The organism is Streptomyces sp. Je 1-4 4N24 (assembly GCF_026239515.1).
Classification (GTDB): Bacteria; Actinomycetota; Actinomycetes; order Streptomycetales; family Streptomycetaceae; genus Streptomyces; species Streptomyces nigrescens.
In genome coordinates this window covers 6808042-6825104 of sequence record NZ_CP110836.1, presented here as the reverse complement: position 1 = coordinate 6825104, position 17063 = coordinate 6808042, and the positions used below count along the sequence as shown (strand labels likewise).

Here is a 17063-nt window from a genome sequence, read left to right as displayed (position 1 = left end):
GCGAAACGGCCCCAGCCAACGGCAACCCGCACAGGCGCCCAGCCCACGGCTACCCGCTCACCAGCGGTGGATCGTCCGGGTCCGGGATCTGGGTGGACCAGCCGCCCGGGACGTTGTGGACCTGGCGGTCGCGGAAGCGTACGGGGGCGGTGCCGACCCGGCGGGTGAACAGGCGGCTGAAGTAGGCGGGGTCGTCGTAGCCGACGCGGCGGGCCACCGCGGCGACCGGGAGTTCGGTGCCCACCAGGAGTTCCTTGGCCCGGCCCAGGCGTATCGCCAGCAGGTAGTCCTTGGGGCTGCAGCCGGCGCCGCGCCGTACGGCGGTGCGGAGTTCGGCGGGGGTCATGCCGTGCCGGGCGGCGTGCTCGGCGACCGAGAGCGGGAGGAAGGCGTCGCGGGCCAGGGACTGCAGGACGGGGTCGCCGTCGGCGTCGGTGTCGGCGCGGGCGCGGCGCAGGGCGACCAGGAGTTCGTGGACGGCGGCGGAAGTCTCCACCTCCAGCAGGGGGTTGCCGCGCCGGGCCGCCCGCGCGATCCGGCCGATGGCGGTCCGTGCCGGGCCGGTGTCCGCGAGCGGTACGAGCGGGCGGTCCGGCTCGATGTAGCCCAGTTCGGTGTAGGTCGCGGCGGCGGGCCCGGTGAAGTCGACGAAGCTCTCGTCCCAGCCGGTCTCGGGGTCGGCCCCGTAGTGGTGCGGTACGCCGGGGACGAGCCACAGCAGTGCGGGGGCGGTGACAGGGCGGCGGCGGCCGTCGGGGGCGGTGTACCAGCCGCGGCCGGCGCTGATGACGAGGGCGACGTGGTGGTCGAGGGTGCGCGGGCCGACCGTGGGGAGGGTGCCGTGCTGGAGTCCGACGCCCAGGCACACCAGGCCGAGCCGGTGGTGGACCGGGCTCGGAGTGAAGTACCGCATCCAGGTGTGGTACACGCCGGGCCTCCCGTCGCTCCGTCCAAACACCGCCGATCTTTGTCCATGGACCGTCACGCCGCCAGAGGGCAAGGGTGACCGGTGACCGTGAGCGCCCGGCCGGTGGCGCGCGGCGACTACTCAAGGCGGGGTGACGTGACGCGGTTCGAGGTGGGTGAGCGGGACTTCTTGCTGGACGGGCGGCCGGTGCGGCTGCTGTCCGGGGCGTTGCACTACTTCCGGGTGCACGAGGCGCAGTGGGACCACCGCCTGGCGATGCTGCGGGCGATGGGCCTGAACTGTGTGGAGACGTATGTGCCGTGGAATCTGCACGAGCCGCGGCCCGGTGAGTTCCGGGACCCGGAGGCGCTGGGGCGGTTCCTGGACGCGGCGCGGGCGGCGGGGCTGTGGGCGATCGTCCGGCCGGGCCCGTACATCTGCGCGGAGTGGGAGAACGGCGGGCTGCCGGAGTGGCTGACCGGGCCGCTGGGACGGCGGGTGCGGACCCGGGACGCGGAGTATCTGCGCGCCGTGGACGCCTGGTTCGGGCGGCTGCTGCCGCAGGTCGTGGCGCGGCAGTGTGACGCGGGCGGTCCGGTGGTCATGGTGCAGGCGGAGAACGAGTACGGCTCGTACGGCAGCGACAGCACGTATCTGGCGTGGCTCGTGGACCGGCTGCGGGCGCTGGGGGTGCGGGTGCCGCTGTGCACGTCGGACGGACCCGAGGACCACATGCTCAGTGGTGGCGGGGTTCCGGGGGCGCTCGCGACCGTCAACTTCGGTTCCGGGGCGCGGGAGGCGCTGGCGGCTCTGCGGCGCCATCAGGCGGGTGGGCCGCTGATGTGCATGGAGTTCTGGTGCGGCTGGTTCACGCACTGGGGGCGGGCGGAGGAGCCGCGGGCGCCGGAGGACGCGGCGGGGGCGCTGCGGGAGATTCTGGAGTGCGGGGCGTCGGTCAACATCTACATGGCGCACGGCGGGACGAGCTTCGGCGGGTGGGCGGGCGCGAACCGCGCGGGTGAGCTGCAGGACGGGGCGCTGCGGTCGACGGTCACTTCGTACGACTACGGGGCGCCGGTCGATGAACGCGGGCGGCCCACGGAGAAGTTCTGGCGGTTCCGGGAGGTGCTCGCCGCGTATGCGGACGGGCCGCTGCCCCCGGTGCCGGAGCCGCCGCGGGTGCTGGCGGACCCGGTGCGGGCGGTGGTCGAGGAGTGGGCGCCCGCGGAGGACGTGATGGCGGCGCTGGGTGGTGCGGAGGTGGAGGGGGGCGGTCCGGCGACGTTCGAGGAGCTGGGCGTGGACCGGGGGGTGGTGCGCTACCGGGTGGGGGTGCCGGGGCCGCGGGGCCGGTATCCGTTGCGGGTGCGCGGGCTGCGGGACCGGGCGGTGGTGTGTGTCGACGGGGAGCTGCGGGCCGTGGTGGACACCGAGGACGCCGTGGTCGGGGAGGTGGCCGGGCCGGCGTCGGTGGAGGTGTGGGTGGCGTCCCTGGGGCGGGTCAACTACGGTCCGCGGCTCGGCGAGTCCAAGGGGATCGTGGGCGGGCTGCTGCACGAGCGGCAGTTTCTGCACGGCGTACGGTCGCGGGGGCTGCGGCTGGACGCGATGGAGGGGGCCGGGGCGTTGGCGCGGGTGCCGTTCCGGGCGGTGGAGGGGGCCGGTGGCGGCGCGGGGCTGTACCGGGGGACGCTGACGGTGGCGGGGCGGCCCGGTGACGCCGGTCTCTCGCTGCCGGGGTGGCGGCACGGGTTCGCCTGGATCAACGGGTTCTGTCTGGGGCGCTATTGGGACGAGGGGCCGCAGCGCACGCTGTATGTGCCGGGTCCGGTGCTGCGCGAGGGCGCCAACGAGCTGCTGGTGTGGGAGTGGGAGGGCGCCCCGGCCCCGGTGGGGGAAGAGGCGGGGGCGCCCGGTCTGTATCCCTGCGCGGCGGGACGCTGAGGATTCGTGGGAGCGGGCGGCCGCCCCCACGGTCGTCACACCTCGCGGACCTCGAAGGTGTCCAGGACGAACTCCGCGGTCCCGTCGTCGCCCGTCTTGCGCAGCCCCACCCAGGCCTCGCCGTCGTTGGGCGCGGTGAACTCGTAGGTGTGGGTGGCCGGCCGCGTCGCGACGGGCAGCGGGGTGCGGGTCAGTTCGCGGGGTGCGGGCTCGTCGACGGCGGTGATCCAGGCGTACTGGGCGGCCTTCTCGTTCGCGTAGCGGAAGGTGACCCGGTAGCGGCGGCCGGGGGTGAAGCGGACGGTGTGCGGGACCGTCCGGTAGACGAGCCCGGTGTTCTCGCCGCGTGACTTGAGCGACTGGCCGCCGTCGAGGACGTCGTCGACGGCCTTGCCGTTCCATCCGCGCTGGGTGAACGGGGCGTGCCGCTGGGCGATATGGGTGCGGGGGTCGGTACTGCCGCCCGCGTCGCCCTTGACGAAGACGCCCCAGCCCTGGGGTACGTGCTCGAAGTCCTCGTAGGCCAGGGCGCCTTTCCTGGTGGTGGGCCGGGCGGGCACGACCCGGAGGTTGTCGAACCGCACGCGGGCCCGGCCGGCCGCCGCGGTCAGGGTGAGGGTGACCGGGCCGCCGCCCTCGGGGACGGTGAAGTGGGTGAAGAGACGCTGGAAGCGGGTGCCGGATTTGCTGTCGGCGGCGACGTAGTTGCCGGCGGTGGAGGTGTCGGTCCAGTTGGTGGTGGTGAGGCCGTCGGCGGTGCGGATCTCCAGGCCGGCCCGTCGCCGTTCGCCCGCCGTGGCGCCGACCTCGACCTGGACCGAGGCGGCGTAGCTGCCGGGGGCGAGCCGGGCGAGTTTCTGGGCGACGGTGGCGGCGGCGCCCGCGCCGATGACCAGCTCGTAGTCGCCCAGCTTGCTGAGCTGGACCGAGGCCGGACCGGTGACCTGCCGGCCGTCGAGGGTTCCGGAGTGGAAGCCGGGGTCGGTGAGCGGGGTGCCCTCGCCCCAGTGGGGGTCACCCTGGGCGGGGGCCTTGGTGCGGTGGACCACATAGGCCACCCCGGGCCGGGCGGTGAGGGTGATCCGGCCGCCGCTGACGGGGACCCGGGTTTCCTGGGTACGGCCCTGGTCGGTGAGCCGGTAGGCGTAAACGGCTCCGCTGCCCCGCCAGCCGCGGGGCAGGGACCAGGTGGTGGTGCCGCCTCGGGGGTTGTAGTGGTAGAGCCGGTCCGGGTCGGTGGCCCGGCGGGGCTCCCAGGGGAGCAGATAGGTGCCGTCGTCGTAGACGAGCCGGCCGTCGGTGGTGATCTTGCGGGCGCCCTCCGCGTCGCTGACGGAGGTCCTGGTGGGGCCCTCGAAGGTGATCTCGTGTGCGCCCCAGGTCCTGATCGGGTACGCCTGCAGGTATTTGGCGGGCAGCGCGTCGGTCCAGATGAGGGTGTGGAAGGTGTGCCAGTCGGTCTTGCCGACCCAGCCCTCGAAGTTGCCCATCCGGGGGTTGCCGAGCAGCGTGGGCCACTTGTCGGCGAAGACGTCCTTGTGGTGGTTGCGCAGGAAGCGGATCAGCCGGGAGTTGATACCGCGCGAGGTGTCGGGCCCGTAGTCGGTCTCCGTCGCCCAGTGCGACCACAGGGCGGAGCGTTCCAGGCCGTGGCCCCATTCGGTGGTGACCTGCCAGCCCTGGTCGCGCAGATGGCGCTGGAGGCGGTCGGAGTTCCAGCCGGACTCGCGGAAGACGTCGATGTAGAGGGTGTTCAGCGCCGGGTCGGTCTCCTTGCGCAGCTGGGCGAAGCGCCGGGCGATGTCGCCGGAGACCAGATCGCGGCGGGCGTCGATGCGGTAGGACTGGTCGAGCCAGTCCCACTGCTTGTCGTCCTTGTTGACGAGGCGCTCGGAGAAGGCGTGGGCGACGGGGTAGGACTCGGTGGCGTTGACGTGCACCGCGAAGTCGCTGTGCCACTTCTTTCCGGCGCGCAGCAGGGTGTTGAGGTCGGTGAGGCCGCCGGCCCGTTCGTTGTAGTTGCCGCCGTAGTCGGGGTGTGCGGAGTCGTGGCCCTCGGACTGGTAGCCCTTGAGCAGGGTGAACTGCCGCAGTCCGTCGGTGGCCAGCGCGATCCGTTTGACGTTGTCGAGGGTGGCGAGAAACGGGTTGGTGGCCTGGCTGGCAAAGTTGAACGGGATGTGCGGGACGACCCGCAGATGCTGTTCGTCGGCGCCCAGCGGCATCACCATGATGTCGCGCAGCGCGATGGCGGCGTCCTGCCAGTCGGCCGTGCCGTCACCGTTGCGGTCGCGGGTGACGATGACGGTCGCGTACGGCAGCGGGTCGGTGGCGAGGGGGGCACCTCCCGCGCGTGGGGGTCCCCCCGCGCATGGGGGTCCCCCCGCTCGAGCGGAGTCGAGAGTGGGGGAGGAGTCGAGAGTGGGGGAGGAGCCGAGAGTGGGGGACCGCTGCCCGGCCGCCCGGTAGGTCCACTGGCCGCAGCCCAGCCGCGCCCTGACGAAGCCGTCGCCCTTGGTGGTCTGCCGCCACAGCCGGCCGTTCTCCCAGGTGGTGGCACCGGCGGGCCGGTCGTAGGAGGTGTTGGTCTCGATGCCGGCGGCCAGCTGACCGGTGGCGACGACGGCGTAGGCGCAGCCGGTGGGGGTGGCCTCGGCCGGGGTGTCGTCGGTGACCTGTACGAGGGTGTCGCCGCTCTTGGCCTTGTCGAGTTCGATGCGGGCGGCCAGCAGGGTGGCGCCGGGCTGGTCGCTGCGGACGCCGATCAGCGCGAGACCGGGGATCTCCAGGGTGCCGATGCGCAGCGCCGGGGTGTCGGCGATGCCGGTGACCCGCCAGGTGATCTGCCGGCCGTGGACGGCGATCTCGACGGTGATCCTGGTGCCGCCGTCGAGGCCGAGGGTGTAGGTGGCGCGGCCGGCGCGGGTGCGGTGGGTGACCCGTGGGGTGTGGGCGGTGCCGTCGATGAGGAGCTGGGTGACCGGGGTGTCCTGGCCGTGCAGGACGGCGCCGGTGCCGCGGTCGGTGTAGGAGACGATGCGCGGGAAGGCGGTGTCGACGCGGACCTCCAGTGCGTCGGACCGCAGCACCGTCTCCGCCGCGCGGGGTGCGGCCGTGGCGGTCCGCGGGGCGAGCGGGAGGGTGCCGGCGACCCCGGCGAGCGCGGTGGCGGCGACGACCTTCCGGCGGCTGGGCCCGGTCGGGGCACCTGTCTGTTCGTTCACGCGCGCGGTCCTCCTTCGTGCTGCACTGCCTGTCGGCGGACAGCGTGCTGCCGGTGCGGGGCGTGCGCCTATGGACAAAGGAGGGGCAGGTGTTGGACAGATGTGCGGCGGGCGGGGAGGGCGCGGGTCAGGCCGTCGCCCCGCCGTCGAGGGGCAGGACGGCGGTGAGCTCCCAGCCGCCCTCCGGCGCCGGGCCAGCGGTGAGCCGGCCGCCCATCGCCTCGGCCCGTTCGGTGAGTCCGGCCAGGCCGAAGCCTCCGCCGCGGGCCTGTTCGGAGAGGCGGGCGGGGGCGCCGCCGTCGTTGGCGACGCGCAGCTCCACCCCGCGGGGTACGGACCGCAGGCCGATGCGTACCGCGGTGGCGTCGGCCGCATGTTTGCGGATGTTGGTGAGTGCCTCGCGCACGATGCGGTGGACCGCCGCGGCCACCTCGGCCGGCAGTGCGTTCGCCGCGTCGGTTTCGAGGGCGAGGACGACCGGCGGGCCGGTGCGGGCGAAGGCGTCGGTCATCGCCCGGACCTCGGCCAGCCCGGCGAGCGGGTGGGCCCGTGCCCCGTCCTCGCGCAGGACCCGCACCAGCCGGCGCATCGCGCCCAGCGCCTCGCTGCCGGCGGTCTCGATCCGTTCGAAGGTGGCGCCGGCCGGCGGTCCGTCGAGGGCTGTGCAGCGGGCGGCGCGGGCCTGGACGACGATGCCGGTGACGTGGTGGGCGACCAGGTCGTGCAGTTCCCGTGCCAGTTCCAGGCGCTCGGCGGCCCGGACCGCCGCGAGGTCGCGCAGCCGTTGGGCGTCCTGCCGGCGCAGGGTCAGCGAGTAGGCGGCGACGACCACGGTGAGCACCGCCTGGACGACGGTGAAGATACCCGGCCGGAGGTCCCGCAGCGGGGTGAGGACGCAGGCCAGGCCCAGCAGCGGGCCGAGGACGGCGGCGGTGCGGCCGGGCGCCCGGCGGACCACGGCGGCGAGCAGCAGGAGCAGGGCGAGGCCCTCGCCCAGGCCCCATACCTGCGTGGGGCGCGGTCCGGCGAGCAGCACCGCCGATCCCGTCAGCGAGATCACGGCCGCGCCGGCGGCCCGGACGGTCAGCGGGATCCGGGCGGAGGGCACCGCGCACAGACAGACCGCGACGGCGATGGCCGCCATGGTCGCGTGCGGCCGGGCGGGCTGGTGGGCCATCCCCACGGTCTCCAGCCCGACGAGGAGCAGCACGAGCAGCGCCGGGCCGGCCGTGGCCACGGCGCGGTACCGCGGCAGGTTCGTCGGCCACCCGCTGCGCGGGGCCCGCGGCGTGCGCGCAGGGGCCGCCGGGGCCGGTCCGGTGGACCGTCGCCGGGTGAGGCGGTGCGGTTCAGCCCCGGGCCGCGTTCGAGGGGGCATCGTCCGGCGACTCGACGAGGTCGTGATGTCCGCCGAGCAGGACATAGGCGAGGGCCGCGGCGGAGGCGGCGAGGAGCAGTGCGGCGAAGACGGTCGTGCGGCGGTGGCGGTCGGGCGCCGGGGGACGGCGGCGGGGCTCGGTGGTCATGCCGTTCACGCTAGGGAGGCCGGGCGGGGCCGCCCAGGGGCCGTCCGGTCATCCGTGACGGCACAAGACCCGGCCGGGAGGCGGTACTTGGTCCCGGGGCGGCGGGACCGAAGTCCCAGGCGCGGGGGGACCGAGGTCCGGGACCTTGGTCCCCCGGCGAAGGGCCCGGGGAGCGGCTCCCCGGGCCCCCGGCGTGCGGGGGACGGTCAGCCGCCCAGTTCGCCCGCGGCCTTCTTGATGTCGGCGGCGAAGGCGCTCACCTCGCTGTAGACACCGGGCTTGCCGGGTCGTGCGCAGCCCTCGCCCCAGGAGACGATGCCGACCTGGAGCCACTGGCCGCCGTCGTCCTTGCGGAACATCGGGCCACCGGAGTCGCCCTGGCAGGTGTCGGTGCCGCCGGTGTCCAGCTTGCCGGCGCAGATCTCGTCACCGGGGGTCAGCTGGTCGCCGTAGGCCTTCTGGCAGGCGGCGTCGTCGACGAACGGCACGGTCGCCTTGAGGAGGTAGCGCTGCTGCTCGCCGCCTTCCTTGTCGGCGCCCCAGCCGGCGATGGTGAAGTCGCCGCTGTTGAGCTTGTCGTCCTCGGCGATCTTCAGTGTGGGCTGGTCTATCGGCTTGGCGAGCTTGATCAGCGCCCAGTCCTTGCCCTTGCCGTTGTAGCCGGGGGCCTGCAGGACCTTGGTGGAGTTGACCTTGACGGCGCCCGCGTCCTCCAGGTCGACCACGCCCGCGGTGGCGGTGATGGAGGTGTTGTCGCCGCTCCCGTCGACGCAGTGCGCCGCGGTGAGCACGATGTCCTTGGCGTAGAGGGCGCCGCCACAGCCCATCGACAGCCGGACCATGAAGGGGAATTCACCCTGGTCGGCCTTGGTGCCGCCGACGACCTTGGTGGAGGGTTCCGGGGCGGGCGCGGCCGAGGCCGAGCCGGGCTGGAGGCTGAAGGCGGCCAGGGCGACCGCGCCGACGGCGGTGGCTCTCTTGAGGTGCTTCCGGTAGGTGCGCAACGGGCTTCCTTTCGTGGGGGGTTGCACGTCGATGACGAGCCCATGCCAACACCGGAGCCGGACGTGGCCGTCGCACACAGCACGTGGAGGACGACAGCACGCCGTGAGGCGTCCGGACCCAGTGGGGGATGAGTCCGTAGAGCGCCCTGCGATTATGTGGAGTGGCCGATCAGGGTGACAAGGGTGCGCATCCGGCCAACTCCCGTACGCGCCACGCCCCGTACGGTTCATACCGGACTTTCCCGGCCCCCCGTACAGTGGCCGGGTGACCACGGGCGGCAGAGAGATCGAGCACGGATACCCCCACCTCGACACGGTGCGTGCGGCCGTCCATGCGCTGTTCAAACGCCTTTCGTACGACACGGTGAGCACCTTCGGCACCAGCGTGCTGCCGGTCGATGTGGCCTTCGACGAGACCGAGGACCTGCATCTGGGCGCGCAGCGGGTGGCCCGCGCCTTGGTCCGGCAGTTGCGTCTGCCGGACGCGCGGGTGGTCATCACCTTCCGCGAGATGGAGCATGCCGCGAATGTCGAACTCACCGCGGGGCCGGAGTACTTCATCGAGCTCAACGAGCGCTTCACCAAGCACCGCAAGGACATCGGCGCCGCGCTGGCCCATGAGGTGATGCATGTCTCTCTGCACCGTCTGGACCTGGCGTTCCCCGGCACCCGCGACAACGAGATCCTCACCGACACCGCCGCCGCCTATCTCGGCGCGGGCTGGCTGCTGCTGGACGCCTACCGCGAGCACGGCCCGTTCTCGCAGAAGCTGGGCTATCTGACGCCGGAGGAGTTCGGCTATGTCCTCGCCAAGCGGGCCCGGTTCTTCGGGGAGGACCCGGCGCCGTGGTTCACCAGCCCGCAGGCGTACGACGCGTACACGGCGGGCGCGGCACGAGCCCGCCAGGACCTGCGCCGGCCGCCGCTCGCCGAGGCCGGGTGGGCCGCCCGGCTGCGCTACGCCAAGGACCGCCGGGCGGCGCAGGATCCGCGCCGCGCGGGCCGGCCGCCCGCCGCTGGTGAGGGCTATGCCTTCGAGGGCCCGTCGCCCCTGCGGGTGTCGTTCCCCTGCCCCGCCTGCCATCAGCGGATCCGGGTCCCGGTCCGCGGCCGGCTCCAGGCGCGCTGCGGGCTGTGCAAGACGCTGCTGGACTGCGACACCTGACGGAAAGCCGACTTGTTTCCAAGGCTGCCGGTCCGGTTCCTGGGGGCGTCTTCCCCCTAGACCCAGCCCTCCAGGCCCGCCATGAAGCCGTCGAAGTCGTCGCGGTGGATGGTGTGTCCCGTGCGGGGCACCGTACGCACCTCGAAGCCCCGCTCGGTCAGCTCGGCCGCCGCCCGCTCGGAGAAGAGGAACCCCTCCCCCGCGAACTGCACCAGGGACGGCACGACCGGCTTCTCGGGCGTGTGGTCCTGCAGATGGACGGCGGACAGCGCGAGGGCGGTCCCGGCGTCCCAGTCCGCGACCGTGGCCAGTTCGAGATCGACATCGGCGTCGCTCCAGCGCGGATTGAAGGTCCGCACCATCTCCCGGTCGGCCCTCTTGAACGCGATGAACAGGGCCGGGTCGACGGGCTGTCCGAGCCTGGCGAGCGACCAGGCCGGATCGCAGTACACCGCCCGCCGTGGCTGCAGTCGCTCCACCGCCAGGGACAGCGCCAGCCCGCCCAGTGAATGCCCGATGACGACCTCGGGGGCGGCGGGCAGGGTCTCCACGAGGTCCTCGGCGAACAGCTCGGCGCCGTACTCACCACGGGGGCTGCGGCCGTGGCCGCGCAGATCGACGGCGAGCACCCGGTAGCCCCGGCCGGCGAGCGCCGGACCGACCCGGTTCCAGGTGCGGTGATCGGACATCAGACCGTGGACCAGCACCGCGACGCGTTCGCCGGCGCCCCATTCGTGGGTGTGCAGCTGCATGCCCCTGCCTCTCTTCGGTTCCCGCGCTCTCCGACTCCCGACGGTCCGGTCCCGTTCCCCGGGCCGGTTCACACCGGCCAGACGTTACACGTGTCAGTTGAGCCGGGAAGTGCGCTCCGCCCCGACCCGCCGGACAATTCCGCTGTGCGAGGATGCCCGGCAGGATGACTGACCGAGCCGGCCCACGGGCCACCCCAACACCCCCGACCAGCACGGCGGTTGCCCGTCGCGCCGGGGTCTCGCGCGCGACGGTCTCCTACGTCCTGAACGGGCAGGCCGCCGGGCGGGTCGGCGAGCGCACCCAGGCCAGGGTCCGGGCCGCCGCCGAGGAACTGGGGTATGTGCCGCACGCCGCCGCCCGCAGCTTGCGGGCCGGCCGGGGCAGCATCGTGCTGCTGGCCGCCCCCGCCGACGCTGCCGAGGTCTTCGGGCCCCTCTTCACCCGTTTCCTGGCCGGTTTCCAGACCGCACTGCACCGCCTCGGCTACACCGGTGTGCTGCACGGTGCGCCCGCGCGCTCCCCCATGGCGGCCGCCCGCGCCTGGGCCGAACTGCGGCCCGCCGCCGTACTGAACCTGTACGGACCGCCGCTGGACGCGCCCGCCGTCGAGCTGCTGCACCGCGCCGGCACCACCGCGGTCCTGGTCCTCGGCCGGTCGGCGCCGCCCGGCGCCCACACCCTCCTCCTCGACCAGCAGGAGGCCGGACTCCGGGCCGGTGAACACCTCCTGGCCCGCGGCCGCCGGCGGATCGGGGTGGTCCGCCCGGCCGAGCCGGGGCCGGCGGACTGCGCGGAGCTCCGGCTGGCGGGCGTACGGGCCGCGGCCGCCGCGCACACCGGCGCACAGGTGCGCCCGCTCGGCCTCGCCCGCACCGAGGAGTCCGCGGCGGGACTGGCCGCCGTCTGGCCGGAGCTGGGCCTGGACGCGGTGTTCGGGTACAACGACGAGTACGCGATGCTGCTGATGCGCGCCCTCCAGGACGCCGGCCACACCGTCGGCGCCGACGGCCCGGACCGTCTCGCGGTGGTCGGCGCGGACGATCTGCTGCCGGCGCGGCTGCTGCGCCCCCGGCTGACCAGTGTCCGCGCCGAGATCACACCCCCGGAGCGGATCGCCGGTCTGGTCGCCGACCTGCTCCTCGATCCGGCCGCACCACCCGAGACCCACCGGCTGGGCACCTTCCACGTCGTGGCACGCGAGTCGGGCTGACACAACGGCCGCGGCGCCGCTACAGCTCCTTGCGCATCAGCGTGCACATCGTCTCGTACCGGAGCACCACCCCGTCCGGCCCCTGCGCGTCCCAGGCCTCGGGCTGCCGCCCGTACGCCCTATAGCCCAGCCGCTCGTAGAGGGCGCGCGCCCGCGGATTGTCCTCCTCCACGGCGAGTTCGGCACGGTGCACCCCGCGGCCGCGTATGCGCTCCTCCGCCGCGGCGATCAGAACGCTGCCGATACCGCACGACTGAAGGGCGGGCAGCACCGCGAGCTGCCACAGCAGGCCCGCGTGTGGCCGTGCGCGGTGGTCGACCCCGCCGATCGCGACCGGTTCGCCGGAGGGCGGGCAGACCGCGAGGTAGTCCACTTCGCCGAGCCGCGCCCTCACCAACTCCCGCTCCACATGCGCCAGATGAAGGGGCGGACCGGACCAGCCGCAGGCCGGCAGATCGGCGGGCGTCAGATCGCGCACGGTCAGCGGCACGGTGACGGCCCGAGCGCCGGGCGGTGTGCCGTGGCCGTCCGGCGCCCTCATTGCCAGTCCTTCTCGGGGGTGGCCGCGGCCAGGACGTCCCGGGCGCCGGTGCGCAGCGGGACGCCGTGCGGGATGCACACCGTGTCGACCTCGTCGAGGGCGGCGAGCCGGCGGAAGGAGGCGATGGCCTCCTCGCGTGCGACGTTGCCGGGGCCGAGGACCGCCCGGCCGCCGTCGGGGGTGGTGCCGATGATGTCGCCGGGGAAGAGCAGCCGGCTCTCGGGGAGGTGCAGCGCGATCCCACCGGGTGTGTGGCCGGGGACGTGCAGCACCCGCACCGGCTCCGGCCAGCCGTCGAGGGTATCCCCGTCGTGCAGGGCGACATCGACCTCGACAGGGCGCAGCGGCGGGATCCCGGCGGCCGCGAAATCGGCCATGATCCCCTCGAACAGCGACCGCTCCGCGGGGCTGAACACCGGCGCGGGTTCGGGTGCGGTGCCTTGGATGTACGGGGCGTCCAGCGCGCCGGCCAGTACGCGGGCGCCGGTGGCGTCGACCAGGTCGGCGGCGGAGCCCATGTGGTCGATGTGGGAGTGGGTGAGCACGATCTGCCGCAGCTGGTCCGGCCGGCCGCCGAGCCGGGCCAGTGCGCCGAGGACAGCGGGGGCCGATCCGGGGATGCCGGTGTCGATGGCGGCGTATCCGTCGTCGGGAAGGCCGACGAGGTACACATGCCCGACGGGGAAGGCGAGTTGCCAGACGGTGGGGCTGATCTCGGTGAGTGCGTCCATGACCTGGACGCTAGCGAACGCGGAGCCGGTGGCCACCGCCTTTGCGCCGTGGGCGGATTGAGCGCAGAGCGGAGGCGCCCCGGCGTACGAAGGCCGGAACCTGTCTTGCCTTCGGTGCGTCTCATCGCCGAACCAAGGAGGCATGTCATGCGAGGATCCCACCTCTCCCGCACCCGTACCCTCACCACCGTGCTCGCCCTGGCGGTGTCCGGCACCGCCGTACTGTCCGGCTGCGGCCAGAAGCAGCAGACCGTGGGCAGCGCGCCGCCGCCGAAGAAGCCGGACGCCTTCGAGCAGCGCGCGGGCCAGATCGTGCGGCACTGGCCGAAGGTCGACCCGGTCTCCGGGCGGAAGCAGGCGCTGCTGCCGCTGGCCGGCGCGGACCGGCCCAAGAACACGGGAGTACGGGAGATCACCGTCACCGTCGGGCACAGCGCCTGCGATGTCCGCTTCGGCGCCCGCAGCCATGAGTCGAAGGACCTGGTGGTGATCACCGGCTGGGGCAAGCGGAAGAGCTCCAAGGGGATGTGCACCGAGCAGCTGGCCACCGACAAGGTGAAGGTGCGGCTCAAGAGCCCGCTGGGCGACCGCAAGGTCGTGGACGCGGCCACCGGCAAGGACCTCTTCAAGGGCTGACCGCCGGTCCGCCGTGGCGGCCGGTTCGGGGAGACGCACCCTAGGGGGTGTCTCCCCGGTCTCCGTGGGAGACACCCCCTAGGCTCGCCCGCATGAGCCCTTCCACCGCCACCAACACCCGTGTCGACCTGCCCGAGCTGCTGGAGTTCGTCCGCCCCCGGCACCGTGCGATCCTGCTCACCCGCCGTTCCGACGGCACCCCGCAGGGCTCGCCGCTGACCTGCGGGGTGGACGACTCCGGGCGGCTGGTGATGGCGACGTACCCGGAGCGCGCCAAGGTCCGTAACGCCCGCCGGGTCTCCTCGGTCAGCGTCATCGTGCTGTCGGACGAGTGGAACGGTCCGTGGGTGCAGATCGACGGCGAGGCCGAGATCATCGACGCCCCGGATTCGATCGAGCCGCTCGTCGAGTACTACCGCAACATCGCCGGTGAGCACCCGGACTGGGACCAGTACCGGGAGGCGATGCGCAAGCAGGGCAAGTCGCTGATCCGGGTGACGCCGCTGCGCTGGGGGCCGGTCGCGACCGGCGGTTTCCCGGCCCGGCTCACGGAGGGCGGCGGCGCGTAGGGCGCACCGCCACGCCCGTACCGGGCGGGCGTCAACGGGTGGTGCGGGTCCCGCCGTTGACGTTCAGAACCTGGCCGGTGAGGTGCCGGGCCGCCGGTGACGCCAGGAAGGCCACCGTTCCCGCTATGTCGTCCGGGCTCCCCGCACGGCGCACCGCCGCGTTGGCCACCAGCTGGTCGCGGCGTTCGTCGGTGAGCCGGTCGCGGAAGAACTCGGTGTCGGCGATATAGCCCGGTGCGACGACGTTGGCGGTGATGTCGCGGGGGCCGAGGGTCCGGGACAGTTCGACGTTCCAGGAGGCGAGGCCGGCCTTGGCCGCCCCGTAGGAGCCGGCACCCTGGTCGGCGGCGATCGACCCGATGTGGACGACCGCCCCGCCGGCCGCCAGCCGTCCGTCCAGCGCCCGGGTGGTCAGGGCGGCGCTGACCAGGTTCGCGTCGAGGTTGGCGCGGAAGTCCCGGGCCCAGGAGGCCAGATCGGTGGCCTCGTCGGTGTCGAAGTCGGTGTTGCCGCCGGCGTTGTTGACCAGGACGTCGATCCGCTCGGGGAGCCGGTCGAGCAGCTCGGTGAGCGATGAGGGGTCGGTGTGGTCGCACACCAGCGGGCGCACGGTTCCCCGGCCGGCCGCGGTCTCCTCCAGAGGGGCGAGGCGCCGGCCGGTGACGAGGACGTCATCGCCACGGTTCGCGAAGTGGTGGGCGACGGCGCGTCCGATGCCGGTTCCGCCGCCGGTGACCAGGAGGGTGCGTGACATAGGCTGAGCTCCGTCCATTACGTTCAGGTCTAAATTTAGAGCTGAACATAACATCGCCGGGAGGGCCCGTGGCAAGACAATTCGAGGCGGAGGACGGCGACGGCCGCCCGGGGGGCGATGCCTCCCCCTACCCCGTGGAGGAGATCGCCGCCGCCTGGGAGCGCGAGCGCCCCGGCACCCCGGTCTCCTCGATCGGGATCGTGACGCCGATCTGGCAGCTGGCGAAGCTGCTGGGCGACGACCGGCGCCGGGTGCTGACCCGCGCCGGGATGGACCCGGCCACCCTCGATCTGCTCAGCGTGCTGCGCCGCAGCGGCGAGCCGTACACCCTGACGACCCGTGAGCTCGGCCGTCGCTCCATGGTCACCGCGGGAGCGGTCTCCCAGCGGGTGGCCCGCGCCGAGCGCGAGGGGCTGGTGACCCGCCGGCCCGGCGAGGGCCGCCCGCGGACGGTCCTGGTCGAGCTGACCCCGGCCGGCCACGAGCTGATCGAGGCCACCGTCGACCAAGTACTGCACCGCGAGGCGGAGTTGATCGACGGCCTCACCCCCGAGCAGCAGGAACAGCTCGCCGGTCTGCTGCGGATCCTGCTCCAGGACACCCAGCGCAAGCTCGGCGACGACCGGATCGGCCAGGTCGGCGAGGCCTGAGGGAGGCCCTCGCCGGTCAGGTGCGGGGCGACGGGAGGGCGAGGGAGGGGAAGAGCGCCTCGTCGGGCAGTCCGAGCTGCGCCCGGAAGGCGGCACGGCCCGCCGCGGTGAGGGTGAGGATGCGGGTGGCGACGGCCTTGACGACCCAGTCGCGCTCCAGGGCGTACCGGTAGAGCGCGGCGCCGACCGCGCCGGAGAGATGCTGGCGGCGCACCGTCCAGTCGAGGCAGGTACGGACATGGGCCCGGTGGGCGACCGGCGGCGCGGCGTCGGGGATGCCGAGGGCGGCGAGCCAGTCGGCGCCGGCGGCGGTCAGCACCAGGCCGTAGTCCCGTGCCAGCAGGCCGCGTTCGGTCATCGCCTCGGCGATGGCGACGCCGAGGGCACCGGCGATGTGGTCGTAGCACGTCCGGGCGTGGTGCAGGGCCCGGCGGTGGTTGGCCTCGGCCAGGGAGCGGATCGGAACCTGGCGGTAGGGGGCCAGACCGGCGAGGTTCTCCAGGGTCTCCGCCGTCTCCGGCCCGGCCAGCCGTACGTAGCGCCGTCGCCCCTGGCGCTCCTCGGCGAGCAGTCCGCCGGAGACCAGGAGGTTGAGGTGCTCGGTGGTGGTGGACGGCGCCACCGCGGCGTACTCGGCCAGTTCGCCCGCGGTCCAGGTGCCGCCGTCGAGCAGGGCCATACAGATCGCGGCACGGGTGCGGTCCGCGAGCAGCGCCGCGAGGGCGGCCAGATCGGGGGTTTCCGCGACGCTTTCCTGATCGGCGTCCCATCGTTTCATGTACACAGAGTAACCTCTGATAACATTTCGGTGAGCACCGAATCAACCGGCTTCTATCCTCGGCACCATGAAAGGCGCGCTGGAGAAAAGCAGTTCGGTCGCCCCGGCGCTGCTGTCCACGGAGAACGACGACGGGACATTTGTGCTGGTCGAGCTGCGCATCCGGTGGGAGCTCGGACCGGTCGTCAGCGTCTGGCTGCCGGCTCGCGGCCGGACCGCGCAGAACCTCGCGGTACGCCCGGACGTGGTCTTCAATCTGCCGCCGGACGGGACGGGCACCGAGGAGGGGGCGAGCGGTATGCCGCACTCCACGGACGCCCCGTGGACGGAGCCGTCCGAGCTGGTCCGGCCGCCCCGACTGGTGCACTGTCCGGTGCAGTTGGAGGCTCGGCGGGTCGGCGAGCGGACGGTCACCGACGGCGCGTGGACACAGGTCGAGGCGCAGGTGCTGCGGGTGCATGCCGATCCTCGGTGGGTGCTGCCGCTGGGCGACGGGCGGATCGACCTGGGGGCGTGGCATCCGCCGGTGCACGACTTCCGGCCGCCGGGCACTCCCCCGCCGCAGGCCGTACCGGCGTCCGCACAGGAGATGGCACGGCAGTTGGGGCGGCGCTTCCCCGCCGCACGCGGCGGCTCGTAGGGCAGCGGCCGCGGCGCACCGGCCCCGGCAG

17 protein-coding genes are annotated in these 17063 nt (G+C 73.6%); 7 read left to right on the top strand and 10 right to left on the bottom strand.

Annotated elements, in window-relative coordinates; genetic code table 11:
* Positions 1–49 precede the first annotated feature (49 nt).
* Entirely contained in the window at positions 50–928 is an 879-nt protein-coding gene (locus tag SLV14N_RS29770) for an AraC family transcriptional regulator (RefSeq protein WP_208685081.1), read from the bottom strand.
* 135 nt (positions 929–1063) lie between these two features.
* Here SLV14N_RS29770 and SLV14N_RS29765 point away from each other — a divergent pair, with 135 nt between their 5' ends.
* The gene (locus SLV14N_RS29765) at positions 1064–2851 is read left to right on the top strand and encodes a beta-galactosidase family protein (protein WP_263271777.1); all 1788 of its coding nucleotides are present in this window, start codon (positions 1064–1066) and stop codon (positions 2849–2851) included.
* A gap of 35 nt (positions 2852–2886) precedes the next feature.
* Here the strand turns inward: SLV14N_RS29765 and SLV14N_RS29760 are convergent, their stop codons facing one another.
* The 4 genes from SLV14N_RS29760 to SLV14N_RS29745 form a co-directional block, all read right to left on the bottom strand.
* Complete coding sequence (locus SLV14N_RS29760) at positions 2887–6075, bottom strand: endo-alpha-N-acetylgalactosaminidase family protein (RefSeq protein ID WP_263271776.1); 3189 nt, start codon at positions 6073–6075, stop codon at positions 2887–2889.
* Between the two features lie 127 nt (positions 6076–6202).
* Entirely contained in the window at positions 6203–7252 is a 1050-nt protein-coding gene (locus SLV14N_RS29755) for a sensor histidine kinase (protein WP_263273322.1), read from the bottom strand.
* 172 nt (positions 7253–7424) lie between these two features.
* Complete coding sequence (locus SLV14N_RS29750; protein ID WP_208685076.1) at positions 7425–7601, bottom strand: hypothetical protein; 177 nt, start codon at positions 7599–7601, stop codon at positions 7425–7427.
* 206 nt (positions 7602–7807) lie between these two features.
* Positions 7808–8605, bottom strand: coding sequence for a trypsin-like serine protease (locus SLV14N_RS29745; RefSeq protein ID WP_208685074.1), 798 nt, complete (start codon positions 8603–8605; stop codon positions 7808–7810).
* 265 nt (positions 8606–8870) lie between these two features.
* Here SLV14N_RS29745 and SLV14N_RS29740 point away from each other — a divergent pair, with 265 nt between their 5' ends.
* Positions 8871–9770: a hypothetical protein gene (locus tag SLV14N_RS29740; RefSeq protein ID WP_263271775.1), complete on the top strand. Its 900-nt coding sequence runs from the start codon at positions 8871–8873 to the stop codon at positions 9768–9770.
* Between the two features lie 56 nt (positions 9771–9826).
* On the opposite strand, the gene SLV14N_RS29735 is transcribed toward SLV14N_RS29740, so the two are convergent.
* Positions 9827–10522 carry an alpha/beta fold hydrolase gene (locus SLV14N_RS29735; protein WP_263271774.1) on the bottom strand — a complete coding sequence of 232 codons (696 nt, stop codon included), beginning with the start codon at positions 10520–10522 and terminating at the stop codon, positions 9827–9829.
* Positions 10523–10686: 164 nt separating this feature from the next.
* Between SLV14N_RS29735 and SLV14N_RS29730 the strand changes: the two genes are divergently transcribed.
* Positions 10687–11733 (top strand): LacI family DNA-binding transcriptional regulator, encoded by a 1047-nt coding sequence (locus tag SLV14N_RS29730; protein ID WP_263271773.1) that lies wholly within the window; start codon positions 10687–10689, stop codon positions 11731–11733.
* Between the two features lie 19 nt (positions 11734–11752).
* Here SLV14N_RS29730 and SLV14N_RS29725 read toward each other — a convergent pair whose 3' ends face one another.
* Complete coding sequence (locus SLV14N_RS29725; protein WP_263271772.1) at positions 11753–12274, bottom strand: N-acetyltransferase; 522 nt, start codon at positions 12272–12274, stop codon at positions 11753–11755.
* Positions 12271–13005: an MBL fold metallo-hydrolase gene (locus SLV14N_RS29720; RefSeq protein WP_263271771.1), complete on the bottom strand. Its 735-nt coding sequence runs from the start codon at positions 13003–13005 to the stop codon at positions 12271–12273. The genes SLV14N_RS29725 and SLV14N_RS29720 overlap by 4 nt, the downstream gene beginning before the upstream one ends.
* Positions 13006–13152: 147 nt before the next feature.
* On the opposite strand from SLV14N_RS29720, the gene SLV14N_RS29715 reads away from it, so the two are divergent.
* Positions 13153–13641 carry a hypothetical protein gene (locus tag SLV14N_RS29715; RefSeq protein WP_263271770.1) on the top strand — a complete coding sequence of 163 codons (489 nt, stop codon included), beginning with the start codon at positions 13153–13155 and terminating at the stop codon, positions 13639–13641.
* Positions 13642–13733: 92 nt separating this feature from the next.
* Positions 13734–14210, top strand: a complete 477-nt coding sequence (locus SLV14N_RS29710) for a PPOX class F420-dependent oxidoreductase (protein WP_208685064.1) — start codon at positions 13734–13736, stop codon at positions 14208–14210.
* A gap of 31 nt (positions 14211–14241) precedes the next feature.
* Here SLV14N_RS29710 and SLV14N_RS29705 read toward each other — a convergent pair whose 3' ends face one another.
* Complete coding sequence (locus SLV14N_RS29705; protein WP_263271769.1) at positions 14242–14964, bottom strand: SDR family NAD(P)-dependent oxidoreductase; 723 nt, start codon at positions 14962–14964, stop codon at positions 14242–14244.
* 68 nt (positions 14965–15032) lie between these two features.
* On the opposite strand from SLV14N_RS29705, the gene SLV14N_RS29700 reads away from it, so the two are divergent.
* A complete protein-coding gene (locus SLV14N_RS29700) occupies positions 15033–15614 on the top strand; it encodes a MarR family winged helix-turn-helix transcriptional regulator (RefSeq protein ID WP_263271768.1) in 582 nt (193 codons plus the stop codon).
* A gap of 16 nt (positions 15615–15630) precedes the next feature.
* Here SLV14N_RS29700 and SLV14N_RS29695 read toward each other — a convergent pair whose 3' ends face one another.
* The gene (locus tag SLV14N_RS29695; RefSeq protein WP_208685061.1) at positions 15631–16392 is read right to left on the bottom strand and encodes a helix-turn-helix transcriptional regulator; all 762 of its coding nucleotides are present in this window, start codon (positions 16390–16392) and stop codon (positions 15631–15633) included.
* Between the two features lie 67 nt (positions 16393–16459).
* Here SLV14N_RS29695 and SLV14N_RS29690 point away from each other — a divergent pair, with 67 nt between their 5' ends.
* On the top strand, positions 16460–17032 hold the full coding sequence (locus tag SLV14N_RS29690) for a hypothetical protein (protein WP_263271767.1): 573 nt from the start codon (positions 16460–16462) through the stop codon (positions 17030–17032).
* The last annotated feature ends 31 nt before the right edge of the window (positions 17033–17063 follow it).